Genomic DNA, 18,653 nt, shown 5'->3' with positions numbered 1-18,653 from the left:
TGCCCCACTGAGACGGTGTGGCGCCGTGCGGCTCGAAGTCCGCGACAGTGCCCGCGGAGACAATCCGTGTTCCGTTTATGCCATACCGCGCCTGGCAACGGACTTGCGGCGCAGGATCTCGATGACCGTCATCAGGCCGACCGAGATCGAAATCATGACCGCTGCCGCGGCGATGACGACCGGCGTGAGCTCGTCGCGGATACCCTCGAAGAGACGCACCGGCAGGGTCACCTGGCCGGGGCCGGCGAGAAAGAGCACGATCACGACCTCGTCGAACGAGGCGACGAACGCGAAAAGCGACCCCGCGACTATGGCCGGGCGGATTGCCGGCAGCATCACGCGCCGATAGGCCATCCAGGGCGACGCGCCCAGGCTTTTTGCGGCACGGATCAATTGCATGTCGAAGTTCTGAAGCGCGGCGGTGGCGGAGATGACCACATAGGGCGTGCCGATCACGGTGTGAGCCAGGATCATGCCGGTAATGGTGCCGGCCAGACCGAGATCGGAAAGGAACAGATACAGGCCGACAGCCATGATGATGACCGGCATCACCATCGGCGCGATGAGGAAGCCGTTGACGATGGCGCGGGCCCGCGGACCAAGCCCGTTCATGGCAATGGCTGCCGACAGCCCAAGCACCGTGGACAGCGCCGCCGCGCCGACGCCCACGACCGCGCTGTTCTTCAGCGCGAGCAGCCATTTGTAGTTGGTCAGCAGTTCCTCGTACCAACGCAGCGACAGTCCGGGCATCGGATAGGAGAGGAACGAGCCCGAGCTGAAGGAAAGCGGCAGCACGGCCGCGATCGGCACCAGCAGGAACAGGAACACCAAGACGGTCACCACGCTGGCCAGCGTGCGCCAGATGTCGGGCCTCGGCTTATGCGTTGACGAACCGGACATCGCGCTCAGGCCTTCACCACGATTTGAGATTTGCGGCCGAGCAGGCCGTAGAGGCCTACCAGCACCAGCACGCAGGTCGTCAGCAGGATTGCCAGCGCGGAGGCAAGGCCCCAGTTCACCGTCTGCTTCGTATAGAAGGCGATGAAGTAGCTGAGCATCTGGTCCTGGCTGCCGCCGACGAGCAGCGGGGTGATGTAGTAGCCGACGACAATGACGTAGGAGAGCAGGCAGCCGGACCATATGCCGGGCCAGACCAGCGGCAGGTACACCCTGTAGAAGGTGCGTGGCCCGCTGGCGCCGAGGCTGTAGGCGGCGCGCGTATAGTCCTTCGAGATGCCGACCATGACGCTGTAGAACGGCAGGATCATGAACGGCAGCATGACATGCACGAAAGCGATGTAGACGCCGATGCGGTTGAAGATCAGGTGCACCGGCTGGTCGACGATGCCGCTCCACAACAGCAGCGAATTGACGATGCCGTTGTCCTGCAGCAGCACCACCCAGGCACTGGTGCGCACCAGCAGCGGCGTCCAGAAGGGCAGCAGCACAAGAAGCAGCAACAGGCCGCGCCAGCGAGGCGAGGCGGCTGAAATCCTGAAGGCGACCGGAAAGGCAAGGACCAGGCAGATGGCCGTCACGACAGCCGATATCCATAGCGAGCGCCCCAGCACGTCGACGAAGGTGGCTTCCTGCGGCGCCACCCGGCCGATGCCACCACTGTCCTTCTGCTCCAGATCCAGGGCCTTCAGGATATAGTAAGGGGTGATGGCCGGCGCGGCCCGCCGCATTGCCGTCCAGAAGGTCCTGTCCTGCCATTTGGCGTCGATGGCGACCAGTTGCTGGCGCGGCGGCTGGGCCGAGTCCTTCTGCAAGGCGGACGCCGTCTTGATGAGCAGGCTGCGGTAGCTGGGGATCTCGTAGTTGAGGCGCCGCCCGGCATTAGCGACGTCGCGGCGATCGGCGACACGCAGATCCGCCACCAGCGCGTCGTAGAGCGCGTCGGGCGGATCGCTGGAACCATCCCATGCGAGAACCGCCGCGGCAGTCCGCGGCAAGGTATCACGCACTTCCGGGCTGTAGACGCCCTTGGCCAGCAGCGACAGGATCGGCCAGACGAAGACGAAGACCATGAACAGCAGGCATGGCAGCAGGAGCCCGTGGCGCATGAGCGGCCCGCGGAGCCTCAAGAGGCCTGCCAGGCCGCTTCGCCGATCGTCCACGGGAATCGATATGCTGGCCATGCTTGAGTTTTGCTCGCTCGACTATCGGTTCAGGCGATTGGCGTCCCCGGCTTGGCGAACCGCGCCGGGGACGGCCTTTTTCATTTCGAAGCCCAGGCGTTGAACCTTTCGGTCAGCGCTTCGAGGTTGTCGTTCCAGAAACTGCTGTCGGTGGGAACCGCGTCCTTGAGATTGTCGCCCACCGGCATGATGGCGATCCGCTCCGGCGACAGCAGTGCCGACGCCTTCAGGTTGACAGGCGCTACCGGCTGGATCTTGGAGAACTCTGCCTGCGCCTCGGGCGAGGTCGCGTAGTTCAGGAACGCATAGGCGGCGTCCTTCTTCTTGGTGCCGCTGACGATGGCCCAGTAGTCGACCGAATAGAGGGAACCCGGCCAGCCGAATTTGATGGCTGCGCCCTCGGCCTGCGCCTCGAGGATGCGGCCGACGAAGGTCGTGGACATGGCCACGCCGCCATTGGCCAGCCATTCGGGCGGCTGCGCGCCGGCCTCCCACCACTGGATATCGGCCTTGATCTCGTCCAGCTTCTTGAAGGCGCGGTCGACGCCTTCCGGTGTCGACAAGACCTTGTAGACGTCGGCAGGGGCGACGCCGTCGGCAAGCAGCGCTCCCTCGAGATTGTTCTGCGGCTCTCGTTTCATGGCGCGCTTGCCGGGATACTTCTTCAAGTCCCAGAAATCGTTCCAGCTTTTCGGCTGGTCGCCGGTAAGCTTGGTGTTGTAGGCGATGACCATGCCCCAGCCGATGGCGCCGATGCCGCATTTGGTGATGCCGGGATCCTTGAAGTCGGCCGCCGAGGAGAGCTTGCTGGTGTCGAGTTCCTCGATAAGGCCCTGGGCGCAGGCATTGAACATTTCGGGCGCGCCCATCTGGATGACATCCCAGGTGGTGTTGCCGGATTCAATCATCGCCTGGATCTGGCCAAGCCCGCCGGTATAGACGGCATCAAGCACGGCGCCGCCCGATTTGGCGGTATATGGGTCGAAGATCGACTTGCGCTGCTTCTCGGTATAGGTGCCGCCCCAGGTGGCGACGGTGACATCCTCGGCGAAGGCGTGGCCTATGCCGGCGCCCAGGATCAAAGCGGCCAGCAGGCCGCCCGCGAGGCTCGATTTCTTCATTTCCTGTTCCCCGTTTCGTTTTCGTTTGACGTTGATATTCGGCCATCTTCGCCGTCAGCCATGGTCCAGCGCCCGGCAATCGCGTGCTGCCCAGCCGATCTTGATGCGATCGCCCGGCGACCCCATGCCGACACCGGCGCTGTTCGGGATCTTGACGATGAAGCCGGGCTGCCCGCACAGCGTCGCCGACATGCGCAGATGGTCGCCGTGGAAGACGACCTCGTCGACGGTCGCCTCGAAGCAGTTCTCCGCACTCGTGGCGGCGGCGCCGATGACGACGCGCTCGGGCCGGATGGACAGCGTGGTCCGCTCCCCCGCCGCCGAGACGTTGATTGCGGCGGCGCGGATGCTCCGGTCGCCGCCGACGTCGATCGTGCAATCATCCCCGTCGATGGTTCGAACGGTGCCGTTCAGCCTGTTGTTCTCGCCGATGAAGCGGGCAACGAAGCTGTTGACCGGCTCCTCGTAGATCTGCTTCGGCGGTCCCAGTTGCTCGATCTTGCCGCGGTTGAAAACCGCCACGCGGCTGGACATGGTCAGCGCCTCGGTCTGGTCGTGGGTCACATAGACCACGGTGACGCCGAGCCGCTGCTGGATGTGCATGATTTCGTACTGCATCTCCTCGCGAAGCTGCTTGTCGAGCGCGCCGAGCGGCTCGTCCATCAGCACCAGCGACGGCTCGAACACCAGAGCGCGGGCAAGCGCCACACGCTGCTGCTGTCCGCCCGAAAGTTGCCCCGGCAGGCGCCCGCCAAGGCCGTCCAGGCGTATCATCGCCAACGCCTTGGCCACCCGCTCGGCCGTCTCGGACTTGGCGATGCGGCGGGCCTGAAGCGGGAATGCGATGTTCTCCGCGATCGTCATATGCGGGAACAGCGCGTAGCTCTGGAAGACCATGCCGATGTTGCGCCTTTGCGGTGGCATCGAGCCGATCGAGGCGCCGTCGAGCAGAATATCGCCGGCCGACAGGTTCTCGAAACCGGCGAGCATCATAAGGCATGTGGTCTTGCCGGACCCCGACGGCCCGAGCAGGGTGATGAACTCGCCGCGTTCGATGTCGAGGTTGAGGTCGCGCACGACATTGACACTGCCGTAGCTCTTCTGGACGCCCGCGAACTCGACGAAGCTAGTCTGCGGAACGGCACCGCCGCGGGCATGCACCACTCTTACGCCTCCCTTTTCGAAGTCACTCAGCCCCCGCCAGTTGGCAGCACCTTTGCCGGCACCGTTGGGCAGCAACCCGCTCTGCTCATGGCGAGGCATTGGGATCAAGGCAAATACCTCCCTGACGGGTCGTTTCAGTCCACTTTGAGCCTATCTATGATCGCCAATATCGTATTGTCAAGAGAAACAGCGTACCTCATAATAAGACGATCGATACCGAGAACCCGGCTCCGTCCCTCGCGGCGTTCTCATCTCATTTTGTTCCGCTTGAGAAAACCATGTTCCGAATTATGATACAAAAAATCACCAGGTCAACAGCCGAACCCCAGTCTGAGCCTATCCCTGAAACCGGGGGCAGACCGTGACCCAATCTGACGATCAGAGGCTCGGCGTGAAATCCGTCCACCTGGCGTTCGAAGTGCTCGAGGCTGTCGCCTTCGAGCCCGGCGAGATCGGCGTCAGCGAACTCGCCAACAAGCTGCGGACAACGAAAGGGACGGTATTTCGCCACCTGCAGACGCTGGTGGATCGGGGCTATCTCATCCAGAACGCATCGACCCAGCGCTACCGGGTCGGAGCCAGGGCCTACCTGATCGGACGCGCAGCGGCCGAACGCGTCGACATCATTGCCGGTTCGCAGGATGCGATGCGATCGCTTCGCGACGAAACCGGCGAGACGGTGGTGATTTCCAGCCTCAGCAACCGCGGCAACATCGTCATGAACACCTTGATCGGCAAGTCGTCGCTTGAAATCGGGGTCAGGGTAGGCAGCGTGCTCGAACCGCACGCGACCGCCCAGGGCAAGGCAGTTCTCGCATTCGACACCCAGGGCCTTGCCAAGCAATTGCGGCGCAGGGGCCTTGCCGGGCTGACGCCGCACACCGTGACCGACATCGACGAGCTCGAGCGCCAGTTGGAAGCGGTGCGCGCGCAAGGCTATGCCACCGCGGCGGAAGAAATGCTGCTCGGCATCAGCGCGCTCGCCGCGCCGGTGATGGACGACTCCGGCAAGACGGTGGGCTCAATCGCAATCGTCGGGTCGATCCAGAATATCGGCCGCCAGCCGACGCCCGAGCAGATCGAGGCGGTGCTGCGGGCGGCACAAAGGGTGTCGTGGAATCTCGGCTATGTCGGCCACCTCCCCTTCGAGCCGCGCGGCGGGCGTGCGCCGGCGAGAAAGGCGATGGGCTAGCGAAACGATACTCCGTCGTTTTTATTCCGAATTACGAAACATCGTTTTGTATTACGTTCCAACCGAATTGACGAAACACAAGATCGCGGCTAGTGTTCCGCCTGGTCATCGGCGACGCCATGCGCCGCCATTCCCGTACACCCGAAAGGAACCGTAGAGGTTCCGGCCGCTTCTGCGGGCGGATCCAGCTGTTCACGGGCGACGTCACCTCAAGCGGAACGGATCGCATGTCGGCAAATCTCTTCATCAACGGAAAATGGTCCGCGGGCTCCGGCACTCGCCGGGGACATGTCCTCAACCCGGCCACGGGCGAGGCCATCGGCGAGATCGCCTTTGCCGAGAACGCGGATCTCGACGCGGCGCTGGCCGCCGCCCAGCAGGGCTTCCGGAACTGGAGCGGCGTCTCCGCATACGAGCGGGCCAACATCTTGCGGCGGGCCGCGAACCTTGCCCGGGAACGTGCCGAAGCCATCGCCCACGCCATCACGCGCGAACAGGGCAAGCCGCTGTCGGAAGCGCTGATGGAGGCGCGCGGCGCCGGAGATCACATCGATTGGTATGCCGAAGAAGGACGCCGCGCTTACGGCCGCGTCATCCCGGCGCGCACGCCGAGCACATTGCAAATGGTGCTGCCGGAGCCTGTCGGACCGGTGGCCGCCTTCTCGCCTTGGAACTTTCCCATCGGGCAGATCGTGCGCAAGATCGCCGGCGCCCTGGCAGCCGGCTGCTCCATCGTCGCAAAGGCGCCCGAAGAAACGCCGAGTTGCGTCATCGAACTGGTGAAGTGCTTCGAGGAGGCCGGCGTTCCGGCCGGCGCGCTCAACCTCGTGTTCGGCGTCCCCGCCGAGATATCGCAGCACCTGATCGCGTCGAATGTCATCCGCAAGGTTTCCTTCACCGGCTCGGTGCCGGTCGGCCGCCACCTTGGCGAACTGTCGGCGCGTCATCTCAAGCGCACGACCATGGAATTGGGCGGCCACGCTCCCTTCATCGTCTGCGACGATGCCGATCCGGCCGCCGTCAGCGCCACCGGTGTTGCGCTCAAGTTCCGTAACGCCGGGCAGGTCTGCGCCGCGCCGACCCGCTTCCTGGTGCAGGACGGCGTCTTCGACGCCTTTGTCGATGCCTTCGTCGGCGGCGCCGGCAAGCTGAAGGTCGGCGACGGTGCGCATGAGGGGACCCAGATGGGGCCGCTCGCCCATGCGCGCCGGCTCGATGCAATGGCCGGCCTGGTGCGCGACGCGGTCGAAGCGGGCGGCGAGCTTCGCCTCGGCGGCAAGCGCATCGGCAATGAGGGCTTCTTCTTCGAACCCACCGTACTGACCAATGTCCCGCTTTCGGCGCGGATCATGAACGAGGAGCCGTTCGGGCCGGTTGCAATCGTCAACCGCTTCTCCGAGGTCGACGAAGCCGTTGCCGAGTCCAACCGCCTGCCTTTCGGCCTGGCCGCCTTCGCCTTCTCGCGGCGGGTGGAGCGTACCGACCGACTGATGCGCGGCATCGAGGCCGGGATGGTCTCGATCAACCATTTCGGGCTCGCCGCGCCGGAGACGCCGTTCGGGGGGATCAAGGACTCAGGTCATGGCAGCGAGGGCGGATCGGAAGGCATCCAGGCCTATCTGACGCCGAAATTCGTCAGCCAGTTGAATGCCTGAGGGCGCAGCCCGCCACTGGCCACGCCGACACCACAACGGGAAGAAATGATGAGCCTGGTCCTGATGAAACGTTTCGGCGAGCTCTGGTCGGCGCGCGACCTCGACGGCTGCATGGAGTGCCTCTCGGACGACGCGGTATATGCCGCCGCGATCGGCCCGGAACCTGGAATGACCTATGTCGGCAAGCCGGCCATCCGGGCGAAACTGGCCGAAATCTTCGCCGACACCACCATTTCACCCCTTCAGTGCGGACGCCTCTTCCCGCAGGGCGAGGTCGGCTTGATGGAGTGGTCGATCGACAAACGCATGCCGGACGGCGCGACCAGGACGATCCGCGGCCTCGACCTCTACGAGTTCCGCGACAGCCTGATCACCCTCAAGGATTCTTATCGCAAGACCTTCTGAGGCCTGTCCCGCTGAAAAAGGTTGCAGCGGCATATCGTTTCGTATTAAGTGACATCGTTTTACAATGACGAACAAAAGACAATGACAAACCTGCTCCGCGATCGTGACATTGCCACCCATTTGCATCCGCAAACGAACTTCCGGCGGCACGAGGAATTCGGGCCGCTGATCATTCAGCAGGGCGATGGCGTAAGGGTCCAGGATACGGACGGACGTTGGTATATCGAGGGTGTCTCGGGACTGTGGTGCGCGTCGCTCGGCTTCTCGAACCGGAGGCTCGCGGATGCCGCGCACCGGCAGCTCCTGACCATGCCGTACCAGCAGACCTTCGCACATCGCTCGACGCCGCCGGTGATCGAACTGGCCAGCCGTCTGATCGACAAGGCGCCCTCGCCCATGTCGAAGGTGATCTTCCAGACCTCCGGCTCGGAGGCCGTCGATACGGCGATCAAGCTCGCCTGGTACTACCATGCCGCCAAGGGCAACGAACGGCGCCGCAAGATCCTGTCCCGGCAGGGCAGCTATCACGGCAGCACGATCGCTTCGGCCAGCTTGACCGGCCTGCCCAACATGCACCGCGGTTTCGGCCTGCCGATGGACACCTTCGTCCACGTTTCGCGGCCTCACCAGTGGCGCGGCGGCCTCGCCGGAGAGAGCGAGCGGGATTTCGCGGCCCGCCTGGTGGCCGAAATCGAAGCGACGATCGAACGCGAGGGTGCCGACACGATCGCCGCCTTCTTCGCCGAGCCCGTTATGGGCACGGGTGGTGACGTCGTGCCGCCGGCGGGTTATTTCGAGCTCCTCCAGCCCGTGCTGGCCAGGCATGACATCCTGCTGGTCGCCGACGAAGTGATCTGCGGCTTCGGCCGCACCGGCAATTACTGGGGCTCGCAGACCGTCGGCATGAAGCCCGACATGCTCACCTGCGCCAAGGGCCTTTCGGCATCCTATTTCCCGATTTCCGCTTTGATGATGAGCGATCGGATTTACCAGGTGCTGGCCGATCGCACCGCCGAATTCGGCGGTTTCGGCCACGGCTATACCTATGGCGGCCATCCGGTCGGCGCGGCCGTCGCGCTGGAGACGCTCGCCATCTATGACGAGATTGACATTGTCGGCCTTGTCCGCGCCCGCCAGGGGCAGTTGCAGGACGGCTTGCGCCGCTTCGCCAACCACCCGCTGGTCGGCGAAGTTCGGGGCGTCGGGCTGATGGGCGCGCTGGAATTCGTCGCCGACAAGACCGGCAAGACCCCGTTCGAGAAGCCCGGCAGGCTTGGCGCCAGGATTGCCGCCGATCTGCAGGCACAGGGCGTCCTGCTTCGCGCCCTCGGCGACACGCTTGTCGTCGCGCCGCCGCTTGTCGTCACAGAGGATGAGCTCGCGCTGGTGCTGGACGCGCTGGACTCGACGCTGGGCCGCATTACCGGGCCGGAGCAGGCACAATGACGGGCGGACCGATCGAAAGGCGCGCGGCTGACGGCAGCACGGTTCGCGTCGCGGAACCTTACCGGGTGAGGTGACGAAGTGGCAGACCTTCGCGTCCAGGTCGGCAGGACCACGCTGAAGAACCCGGTCATCGCAGCACCGGGCGAGCATTTGATCGACGCGGCGGGGATCCGCTCCGCGATCCTGGCGGGAGCGGGCGCGGTGGTCGGCAAGTCGATCAACGAATCGCAAGTGGCCAAGTCGCAGTTGCGGCGTGCCGAATATGTCGCCCTCGGCCCGGACTGGATGGAAGTGCCATGGGGGGCGTCGGCGCCGGCGGGCACCACGGTGTTGTCACGTTCGGGATTGCCGCCGATGGGGTTTGACGCCTGGCTCGCGCAGGCCGAGGCCATGGACGGGTTCGCCATCGGGCACGACTGCCTCTTCGTGCCCTCGATCATACTCGCCGCGGAAGGGCCGGCGCTTGAGATGGGCCGGCGCATCCAGGCCTCGGGGTTGCGCGTGCTCGAGTTCAACATCGGAACGCCTTACGCGAGCGAGGCCGCCAAAGGCGCCGTCTCCACCGTTCTGTCGCCCGAGCGGGTGGAAGAGCTGACGCGGATGATGACCGACGCCCTCGACATTCCGGTCTGGATCAAGATCACCGGCCAGAGCGAGCGCGTGCCGGACCTCGCCGCCGCGGCCTTCGCCGGCGGCGCCGAAAGCGTGGTCATGGCCGGGCGCGCGCTCGGCATGCTGCCCGATCTTGAAACCCAGGCTCCCGTCCTCTCGACCAGCGGCGGCATCGGCGGGTTCTGGAACTTGCCCCTCACCTGCCACTGGCTTGCCAACTCGCGCGCCGTGCTCGGCGCCGGTCGCGACCTGATCGGCATCAACGGCGCCACCAATGGTCACGACGTGGCGCGCATGATGCTTGCCGGCGCCTCGGCGGTCGGCATGGCTTCGGAAGTGATGCTGCGCGGCTGGGACGTGCTTTCCCAAGCCGTCGCCGATCTCGACGCCTATTGCGACGCGAAATCTGGGTCAGCCCGCGATCTTGTCGGCCGGGCAGCCGACGCCCGCAAGCGTTTTGCCGACATGCCCGAACTCGACGAGCGCTGGCGCGACTACATACCCGCTCCGCTCGCGCAGGAATGACACAGGAGCCGAACATGACCATCGAGATTGACCAGACGCGGATCGACTCGCTCATCAAGGGAGCCGTGGACCTTCACATCCACTCCGGTCCCTCGCTGCACCCGCGCAAGATCGACCACATCGAAGCGTTGCGCGCCGCCGACGAAGCCGGCATGCGAGCGATCCTGCTCAAGGATCATTACTATCCGACCATGCCGGTCGCGACGTTGCTCAACAACAATATGGGCAAGAGCACCAAGGTGCTGAGCGCCATCGTGCTCAACCACCCGCTGGGCGGCTTCAACCCGTCGGCGGTCGACTACGCTCTGAAGCAAGGCGCGCGGATCGTGTGGATGCCGACGGCTCATGCCGAGAACCACATCATCAAGACGGCCAAGGAACTGAAGGGCAAGTTCCCCGAAAACACCAAGAAGACGGTCGAGGCCGAAGGACTTCGACTTGTCGACGGCCAGGGCGTCGTGCTGGACGAGGTCAAGGCCATTCTCGACCTCATCGCGGAGGCCGACGCCTGCGTCTCGGCCGGCCATCACCACATCGACGAGGCCTTTCCCTTCTACGAGGAGGCAAAGCGGCGCGGCGTCGGCCGTCTTTTCCTGAACCACCCGACCTATGTGAACGGCGCGTCCATGGATCAGGTCAGCGCCCTCGTCGCGATGGGTGTGATGATCGAGCACTCCATCTGCATGTTCGTTCCGTCGACCTTCTATCTCTTCGACGAGGATCATCTGAAAGAGGTTATCGCCGCCGCCGGCGTGGACAACACCTTCTTCGGCTCCGATCTCGGTCAGAACAACAATCCGACGCCGGTCGAGGGCATGCGCCAGATCGCGGCGCTGCTGCTCAAGCTCGGATATTCCGACATCGACGTGCGCAAGATGACCGCCGACAACGCGGCCCGTTTCGTCGGCCTCGACGCATGAACGGGCTGCGCCGGCAGACTAAGGCACAAAAAGGCAGAGGATCCTGACATGAGCATCCACGGCATCGATTGGAACGCGATCGAATGGAAGACGATTCGCAGCGGCGTGGACCAGAAGGCCTTCTCCGGCAACAGCGCCACCATTGCGATGCACCGGCTTCAACCCGACCACGAGCCGAAGCCGCACAAGCATGTCTACGAGCAGATCGCCTACATCGTCTCCGGCACCGTCGATTTCCATGTCGGCGACGAGGTCCGCCGCCTCGGGCCGGGCAGCCTGATCGTCGTCCCGCCGAACGTCATGCACCATGCCGTCGTCGTCGGTAACGAGGAGGTCATCAACATCGACGTCTTCACGCCCGCGCGGCCGCAGTACTCGCCTGTGCCGAAGAACGACTGACCGCCGCCGCAAGCCGCCGGTTTCGTTGGAAAGGAAGATTATGCGCGCCGTCGTTTCTCCGTTGCAACGCGGGTACAAATCCGCGCCGGTCTTCTTTCGCGGCAAACTCGTCGAAAGCCAGGACACGCCGGAGCGGTTGGAGGCCTTCATCGCCGTGGTGCGGGATATGGGACTGGACCTGATCGAGCCGCCGGTCATCGCCGACGCTCTCCTCAAGAGCGTCCATGATCCCGGCTATCTGGAGTTCGTCGCCGAAGCGCCCGGCCGATGGCCGGACATGATGCCGGGCCTGACGTCCTTGATGCCCAATATCTACCCGACGCGGCATTTTCGGGCGCGCCTGCCGCTGCACTATCTCGGCCAGGCCGGATATTATCTTGGCGACATGGTCTCGCCGTTGACTGCGCAGACCTGGGCAGCAGCGCTCGGGTCCGCCTCGAGCGCGGCCCATGCCGCGAGCCTCGTGCTGGCGGGCGAGCCCGTCGCTTACGCACTGTGCCGCCCGTCCGGCCACCACGCCCATGCCGACATGGGCCAGGGCTTCTGTTTTCTGAACAACGCGGCCATCGCCGCCACGGTGGCGCGGACCCGCCACGCCCGCGTTGCCGTCATCGACATCGACGTCCATCACGGCAATGGCACGCAGCACATCTTCTACGACCGCGAGGATGTCTTCTTCGCGTCGCTGCACAGCGATCCCGATATGACCTATCCCTTCTTCGTCGGCCATGCCGACGAGATCGGAACCGGCAGGGGCGAGGGTTTCAACCTGAACCTGCCGCTCAAGGTCGGCTCCGGCGACGCGGCCTATCTGGCTGCGCTCGACATCGCCATCGAGCGCATCAGGCGATTCGACGCCGGCTTCCTGGTCGTTTCGCTCGGGCTCGATGCGCATGAAAGCGACCTGCTTGGCTCGCTCGACGTCACCTCGCAGGGCTTCGTCGAGATCGCCCGCCGTCTTGCCGCGCTGCGGCTGCCGACGGTGCTGGTGCAGGAAGGCGGCTACACCGTATCCGAGGTGGGCCTTGTGCTGCGCTCGGTATTGTCCGTGTTCGCGAAAACCGTGAAGCAGGGTTAGCGAGCCGCTGCCGACACGCGAATTGTCGATCGTCTGGTGGCGGCCTGCCGGAATCTTGTATTGGAGGACACGTCGGGGTAGCACGGAGCACGTGCTTCACGTCGGCAAGGCCGGCGCACGCGAACGCGGGGGAAGACAGCGACATGACGACGGCACGGTCTGACAGCGGCGTGAAATCGGTCCAGCTTGCCTTCGACGTGCTCGAGGCGGTCGCCGCGGTGCCCGGCGAGGTGGGCGTGAGCGAGCTGGCAGCCCTGCTCGGCACGACCAAGGGAACGGTCTTCCGCCATCTGCAGACGCTGGTGGAGCGTGGCTATGTCGACCAGAACGCGGTCTCGGCCCGCTACAAGCTCGGCACCCGGTCCTATCTGATAGGTCAGGTCGCGGCCGGCCGGATCGAGTTGCTGACCGCCTCGGCCGACGCGATCGCCGCGCTGCGCGACGAGATCGGCGAGACCGTCGTCGTCTCGGCGTTGCGCAACCGGTCGCTGGTCGTGCTGCGCACGGTGTTCGGCAAATCCAACCTGGAGATCGGCGTGAGACAGGGCAGCGAGCTGATCCTGCACGGCACCGCCCAGGGCAAGGTGGCGCTTGCCTTCAGCAATCGCTCGCTGCTCCAGCACGTGCTGCGCCAGGGCCTTACCCGCTTGACCGATCACACCATCGTCGATGCGGCGAAACTGGAAGCCGAGCTGGAGCAAGCGCGGGCGCAAGGCTTCATCACCGCGCCCAACGAGGAGACGTTCGGCATCAACGCCGTGGCGGCCCCTATCTTCGATCGCATGGGGGATGTTGCCGGCACGGTTGCCATTGTCGGCTCGGTTCAGAACATCAAGCCGGCGCCGGACCAGGCTCAGATCGAGGCTCTGCTCAAAGCCAGCCTGCGCATCTCCTGGAATCTCGGCTATGACCGCAGCGCCATCGATGCCCGCAGACGCATGCAATCGGCCGCTTCCTGACGGCAGGCTTATCGGAAGTCAGGGCCTCAGCTGAGCGCAGCGGCGGCGAAAACCCGCCCCGCGAATCTATAATTCACTGAGACACTGTGTGCAGAGCGCTGACATATTGCAGGCGTAGCATTGGCAGGTTCTGTTCTTGCCGGAGAGGATTTGAAGGCGGGCACCCTCGTTCGCCCGTTCGGAGCCTTGTCGGTTCGCGGCCCCTATGCATTCCATATCGTATGTCCCGCTGAGGCCATGAACCGGCAGAAGATCCTTGCATTCAGGGCCTGGGCCCAGGCTGAAGTCTCGGCCCATGCCCAAGGCTAGGGATTGACGATCCCGGCCACCGCAAGGTGACGGCTCAAACGGCTGGCGGTCCAGGGCATGGGTCGAGCGTGCGTCTCGTGACGCGCAGGCCGATGCCTTGCGAACCTGTTGGCGACGATGGTGGGCCGAAAGGCTGAAGGGCCAGGCCTCAGGGGCGCCGCTTCGCTGGCCGCCACTCGGAGCGATCCGAATATTCCAAAACCATCGGCACCCTACCCCATCGGGGGTATATACCCCGACAATATGCTACGTGAAAGTAATCTTATGGAGATTGAGGGGTATGCGAGATAACCGGTTGACCAGTAATCAAGATCGCGCGGTCGCTCTGCCGTTCATGGATTTGAGAGGCGTGATCGATGCGCGGCTTGGTTGATCATGGAGCGATGAGTGCGGTCGGCTACGCCGCGCCATGGAGCGTGACGCCCGGCCAGCAGGTGGAGCTTGGTCTTTCCTGCGACCAGCCGGTGCGACGCGTGCGGATATGTCGGCTGGACACGCAAGCCGCGGAATTTGTGACTTGGCCAATCGAGGCGACATCGGAGCCAGACGCGCATCGCAGCTTCGATCACGGATCGTACCTTCGCCTGCGTGCGGAGGAGCTTGCAAAGGTGCCCGCCCTCAAGGGCATCCGCTTCGAGTTGCTGCTCACCCGCAACACGGGGCTGCGCACGATACTGGAAGCCGGCTCCTTTCGGCTCAGCCTACGCGATGGGGCGATTGCACTGGAGACGCAGGGGAATCTTCTGTTCACCGAGAAGGCACCGCAAGGAGTCTGGCTAACCGCCGAGCTCGGCCTGCATGAGGGCGAGCCATTCTTCAGGCTCAGATCGCACGATCTGCTTGCCCCTTATGAATTCAAGCAGCGTTTGCGCGACGCCGAATGGCATCCGCGGGGACGGGACATCCTCTTCGGAGCGGACAGCTCTCGAAACGGACTCACGCTCAATGCGAGATTTGCGGCCATTCGGCTGGAGACCTCTCAGGGGCCAATCGCCTGGGATTTCCCGACTCTGCTGCCGACGGGACCGATCCTTTCGTCAGGCGGGCCTGGTCCGCTGATGCTCGATGTGATCAATCAGCCCACGTTCTGCGTGACATCGGCGCGCTGGGACGGATCGAGCTTCGACCCCCGGCTCGTTCCTTCGCACTACAATGCCATCCATTGCCATGACGATGACATGGGACCGCTCCAATGGCCCGCTTCCCACCGCGCCGTGGTGCCCGAGGATGCTAAGCAGGGTGTATACGCATTCCAGGTCGAATGGGACGGCGGCTACGAGCGCATCGTGTTCTTCGTCGTCGCCGCGCGCGTATCGTCACCGCTGCTTTATCTGCTGCCGACCGCGACCTACCTTGCTTACGCGGACGAATATCTCCCCGACCATCTCTATGAATGGAAGTGTGACGACCGCGGACACCGTTTTGCCATCGCAAACGGCCTCAAGTCGCTCTACGACTACCACTCCGATCTCAGCGGCGTGTCGATCTGCTCCTATCGCAGACCCAAGGTGACGTTGCGGGACGACTACAACTACCCCCTGTGCGGCTGCCCTCACAACCTGCCGGTCGATCTGCATTTCCTCAGGTTCTGCAACGAGAACGGCATCGCGCTCGATATCGTCACCGATCACGATCTGCATCGGCATGGGATCGAAGCCCTTCGCGGGCACCGGGCGGTCGTGACCGGAAGCCATCCGGAATACATGTCGACCGAGATAGAAGGGGCGCTGCGGCGGTTTGCGGTCGAGGGCGGCAGCATCGCCTATCTTGGCGGAAACGGCTTTGCCGGAACGGTCGCCTTCAAGGACGACCTGATGGAATTGCGACGCTCGCCTCTGGAATCGGGGCGCACCTGGGACGGTCCGATCAGCGAGCAATATCTGTCGATAACCAATGAGCCTGGAGGCCACCTGCGCTCCCGGGGCCGGGGCGAGTTTTCGCTGGTCGGCGGGGCCATCTCGCTGATGGGCTTCGACGGCGCGCGCCCATTCACGCGCACGCCAGAAAGCCATGCGCCGGAGTGTGCATGGCTGTTCGAAGGCGTTGAAAGTGGGACCTTTGGTTCGGAAGGCATCGTGCTGGGCGCGGCCGCGGGATACGAAGTGGATGCGACCAACCGGGCCCTGGGCACGTCGCCCGACACTGTCGTGGTCGCGCGCGCGACGAATTTCCCCGCTGATTTCTTTCAGGACCCCTCCCGCTGGTACGAGGGCGGAGAGGCGGAACGCGCCGGCCGTCGCTGCGCCGAAATGACCCTGCGAAATCTCGCCGCCGGCGGGCTGATCTTTTCCGCCAGTTCGGTCGCCTGGTGCGGCGCCCTGCCTGCCGGCAAAGCAATGAACGATGTGGGGAGGATCACACTCAACCTGCTCAACCATCTCTCGGCATCGCAAAACAGGAGGTGAACTCCGGAGCCGGGCGATCAACCTCATGAGGAGAACTGAAATGCTGAAGAAATTGGGACTGGCGGCGATCGTCGTCGCGGCAACCGTCAGCGCCGCCTGCGCGGATACAGTCAAGCTTGGGCTGCAGCCCTGGCTGGGTTATGGCCCGCTCTGGGTGGCCAAGGAAAAGGGCTTCTTCGAGAAGAACGGCGTCGATGTGGCCCTGACCATGTTCAATTGGGATCAGGATCTGGCGGCGGCTCTGGCCAGCGGCAACCTCGACGTCGTCGCCGGCGCCACCAACGGCATGATCGCAAAATTCAACCAGGGGTTCGACCAGAAGGGCTTTCTGGTGATGGACGTGTCCTTCCAGGCCGATGCCGTCCTGGCAGGCAACGGGATCGGCACGATCGCCGCCCTCAAAGGCAAGAAGGTGGCCTTTGAAAGCGGAAGCACCAGCGATCTGCTCATCAACTACGCTCTCAAGGCGAACGGTATGACGCTGGCCGATATCGAGCACGTGCCCATGGGCGCCTCGGAGGCGGGCCTCGCCCTGATCGCGGGTCATGTGGATGCAGCGGTCACTTACGAGCCTTACATCTCCACCGCCCTTGCCCAGGACGACAGCTACAAAGTGATCTTCAGCGCCGCGCAAAAACCCGGGCTGATCTCCGACATGCTGACCGCCAGATCGGATTGGATCAAGGCGCATCCGAAAGATGTGGAGGGCCTGATCCGCGCCTGGGACGACGCGATCGGCTTCATCCGCGCGAATCCCGCGGAAGGAGGCGAACTCATCGCCAAGGCGGTTGGCAGTCCGATGAAGGAATTCGAGCCCGCGTTCAAGGGCGTGCGCCTCTACAATGTGGCCGAGAACAAGGAATTCCTGAAAGGCGACTTTCAATCGACCATCCAGGAGATCGGCGAGATCATGCACGCCACGAAACCGGATGAGATCAAGAAGATACCACCCGCAGGCGATCTCCTGGCGCTCGACGAGCTCAATGCGGTTGCGAAATAGGTAACTGCCGCGGCGCGCGCCAACGGGCGCCGCGGTATTCGTCCGATGGAGAACGATGTGCTTCAGTCTGAAACCGTCCGCTCGTCGCGAAAGCCCAAAAGGGGCCTGCTGCGGCTGAGACAGGAAATACCCAGCGGCATTTTCTCGGCAGCAGGGCTGGTGGTGCCGATCCTGCTGTTGCTGTCATGGTGGCTGGTGACGTCATTGGGCGTCGTGCGGCCCCTGTTCCTGCCGAGCCCGATGGCTGTTCTGATGGAGGGTTGGCGCCAGGTCCAGGAGGGCATCCTCTTCGCCGACGCTTCGGTCAGCATATACCGCATCGTCATCGGCTGGCTCGCGGCGACGGCCGTCGCCGTTCCGATCGGCATACTGATGGGGAACTACCGGCTCATCGAAGGTGGCCTCGAGCCATTGATTTCGACGGTACGCTACATGCCGATCGTGGCGCTGATACCTCTGTCGATCCTATGGGCGGGCATCGGCGACACGCAGAAGATCCTGATCCTCTTTCTCGGCACGTTCTTCCAGCAGTCGCTGATGATCATGGACAACGTGAAGAACATCGACATGAACCTGATACGGGCGGGCCAGACGCTGGGCTTCAGCAACAGCGAGATCCTGCGCCGCATCATTCTGCCGGCAGCCTCTCCAGGCATATGGGACACGTTCCGCATAACCATAGGCTGGACCTGGACCTATCTGGTGGTTGCCGAGCTGGTCGCCGCCAGCGAGGGGCTGGGGCGGCGCATCATGGATGCGCAGCGCTACCTGGCGACGGACACGATCCTGTTCGGCACGCTGTTCATCGGAGTGCTCGGGCTTTTGACCGACTATCTGTTCAAGAAGACCGGCCAATCGCTGTTCCGCTGGAACAGCCAGACGCGGTGACATGTCGATGATGCAGATCAGGCCGATGCCCAAGGTCGCCATCGACGGCGTGGGGAAGATTTTTAAGGTGAATGCCGCGCCGCTGGTCGCCATCGAGCGCATCGACGTCGATATTCGGGAGAACGAGTTCGTTTCCATCGTCGGTACGACGGGCTGCGGAAAATCGACGCTGCTCAACATGGTGGGAGGGCTCGACGAGCCGACCTCCGGCGAGATCAGGATCGACGGCGTTCCGGTCTCGGGCCCCGGTCGCAACCGCGGGTTCGTCTTTCAGTCGTACAGCCTGTTTGAATGGATGACGGTGCAGGGCAATATCCGCTTCGCGCTGGAAAAGAGCGCCTTGTCGAAAGCAGAAAAGAGCGGGCTGGTGGCGCATTTCGTCCAGGCGGTCGGCCTGGCGGGATTCGAGGACGCCTATCCCAAGCAGCTTTCCG

Annotated in this window: 17 protein-coding genes; 13 read left to right on the top strand and 4 right to left on the bottom strand. The window is 63.9% G+C overall.

The annotated features are described in order from the left end of the window. Positions 1 to 75: 75 nt before the first annotated feature. From KVT37_RS30240 to KVT37_RS30225, 4 genes are all read right to left on the bottom strand, one after another. The gene (locus KVT37_RS30240) at positions 76 to 900 is read right to left on the bottom strand and encodes an ABC transporter permease (RefSeq protein ID WP_217578682.1); all 825 of its coding nucleotides are present in this window, start codon (positions 898 to 900) and stop codon (positions 76 to 78) included. Positions 901 to 905: 5 nt separating this feature from the next. Continuing rightward, on the bottom strand, positions 906 to 2,066 hold the full coding sequence (locus tag KVT37_RS30235) for an ABC transporter permease (RefSeq protein ID WP_217578681.1): 1,161 nt from the start codon (positions 2,064 to 2,066) through the stop codon (positions 906 to 908). A gap of 155 nt (positions 2,067 to 2,221) precedes the next feature. Continuing rightward, on the bottom strand, positions 2,222 to 3,262 hold the full coding sequence (locus KVT37_RS30230) for an ABC transporter substrate-binding protein (protein ID WP_217578680.1): 1,041 nt from the start codon (positions 3,260 to 3,262) through the stop codon (positions 2,222 to 2,224). 54 nt (positions 3,263 to 3,316) lie between these two features. Further along, complete coding sequence (locus KVT37_RS30225; RefSeq protein ID WP_308642795.1) at positions 3,317 to 4,426, bottom strand: ABC transporter ATP-binding protein; 1,110 nt, start codon at positions 4,424 to 4,426, stop codon at positions 3,317 to 3,319. Between the two features lie 361 nt (positions 4,427 to 4,787). Between KVT37_RS30225 and KVT37_RS30220 the strand changes: the two genes are divergently transcribed. The 13 genes from KVT37_RS30220 to KVT37_RS30160 all read left to right on the top strand — a co-directional run. Beyond that, positions 4,788 to 5,618: an IclR family transcriptional regulator gene (locus KVT37_RS30220; RefSeq protein ID WP_217578679.1), complete on the top strand. Its 831-nt coding sequence runs from the start codon at positions 4,788 to 4,790 to the stop codon at positions 5,616 to 5,618. A gap of 227 nt (positions 5,619 to 5,845) precedes the next feature. Next, positions 5,846 to 7,273 (top strand): NAD-dependent succinate-semialdehyde dehydrogenase, encoded by a 1,428-nt coding sequence (locus KVT37_RS30215; protein WP_217578678.1) that lies wholly within the window; start codon positions 5,846 to 5,848, stop codon positions 7,271 to 7,273. A gap of 63 nt (positions 7,274 to 7,336) precedes the next feature. Further along, complete coding sequence (locus tag KVT37_RS30210; protein WP_217578677.1) at positions 7,337 to 7,678, top strand: nuclear transport factor 2 family protein; 342 nt, start codon at positions 7,337 to 7,339, stop codon at positions 7,676 to 7,678. Positions 7,679 to 7,759: 81 nt separating this feature from the next. Next, positions 7,760 to 9,124 carry an aminotransferase gene (locus KVT37_RS30205; protein WP_217578676.1) on the top strand — a complete coding sequence of 455 codons (1,365 nt, stop codon included), beginning with the start codon at positions 7,760 to 7,762 and terminating at the stop codon, positions 9,122 to 9,124. Positions 9,125 to 9,202: 78 nt separating this feature from the next. After that, positions 9,203 to 10,261 (top strand): hypothetical protein, encoded by a 1,059-nt coding sequence (locus tag KVT37_RS30200; RefSeq protein ID WP_217578675.1) that lies wholly within the window; start codon positions 9,203 to 9,205, stop codon positions 10,259 to 10,261. A 14-nt stretch (positions 10,262 to 10,275) separates the two neighbouring features. After that, positions 10,276 to 11,181, top strand: coding sequence for a DUF6282 family protein (locus KVT37_RS30195; protein WP_217578674.1), 906 nt, complete (start codon positions 10,276 to 10,278; stop codon positions 11,179 to 11,181). 48 nt (positions 11,182 to 11,229) lie between these two features. Then, positions 11,230 to 11,580 (top strand): cupin domain-containing protein, encoded by a 351-nt coding sequence (locus KVT37_RS30190; protein ID WP_217578673.1) that lies wholly within the window; start codon positions 11,230 to 11,232, stop codon positions 11,578 to 11,580. 40 nt (positions 11,581 to 11,620) lie between these two features. Next, a complete protein-coding gene (locus KVT37_RS30185; protein WP_217578672.1) occupies positions 11,621 to 12,658 on the top strand; it encodes a histone deacetylase family protein in 1,038 nt (345 codons plus the stop codon). Between the two features lie 143 nt (positions 12,659 to 12,801). Next, positions 12,802 to 13,617 carry an IclR family transcriptional regulator gene (locus KVT37_RS30180; protein ID WP_217578671.1) on the top strand — a complete coding sequence of 272 codons (816 nt, stop codon included), beginning with the start codon at positions 12,802 to 12,804 and terminating at the stop codon, positions 13,615 to 13,617. A gap of 665 nt (positions 13,618 to 14,282) precedes the next feature. After that, positions 14,283 to 16,331 carry a N,N-dimethylformamidase beta subunit family domain-containing protein gene (locus tag KVT37_RS30175; protein WP_217578670.1) on the top strand — a complete coding sequence of 683 codons (2,049 nt, stop codon included), beginning with the start codon at positions 14,283 to 14,285 and terminating at the stop codon, positions 16,329 to 16,331. Between the two features lie 40 nt (positions 16,332 to 16,371). Then, on the top strand, positions 16,372 to 17,331 hold the full coding sequence (locus tag KVT37_RS30170) for an ABC transporter substrate-binding protein (protein ID WP_217578669.1): 960 nt from the start codon (positions 16,372 to 16,374) through the stop codon (positions 17,329 to 17,331). A gap of 57 nt (positions 17,332 to 17,388) precedes the next feature. Further along, a complete protein-coding gene (locus KVT37_RS30165) occupies positions 17,389 to 18,219 on the top strand; it encodes an ABC transporter permease (RefSeq protein WP_308642794.1) in 831 nt (276 codons plus the stop codon). Positions 18,220 to 18,226: 7 nt separating this feature from the next. After that, a partial coding sequence (locus tag KVT37_RS30160; protein ID WP_217578667.1) for an ABC transporter ATP-binding protein occupies positions 18,227 to 18,653 on the top strand: 427 nt, incomplete at its 3' end.

The organism is Mesorhizobium sp. GbtcB19 (assembly GCF_019091085.1).
GTDB lineage: Bacteria > Pseudomonadota > Alphaproteobacteria > Rhizobiales > Rhizobiaceae > Mesorhizobium.
The sequence above is the reverse complement of the archived record's forward strand: the minus strand, read 5'-3'. Positions and strand labels throughout refer to the sequence as shown.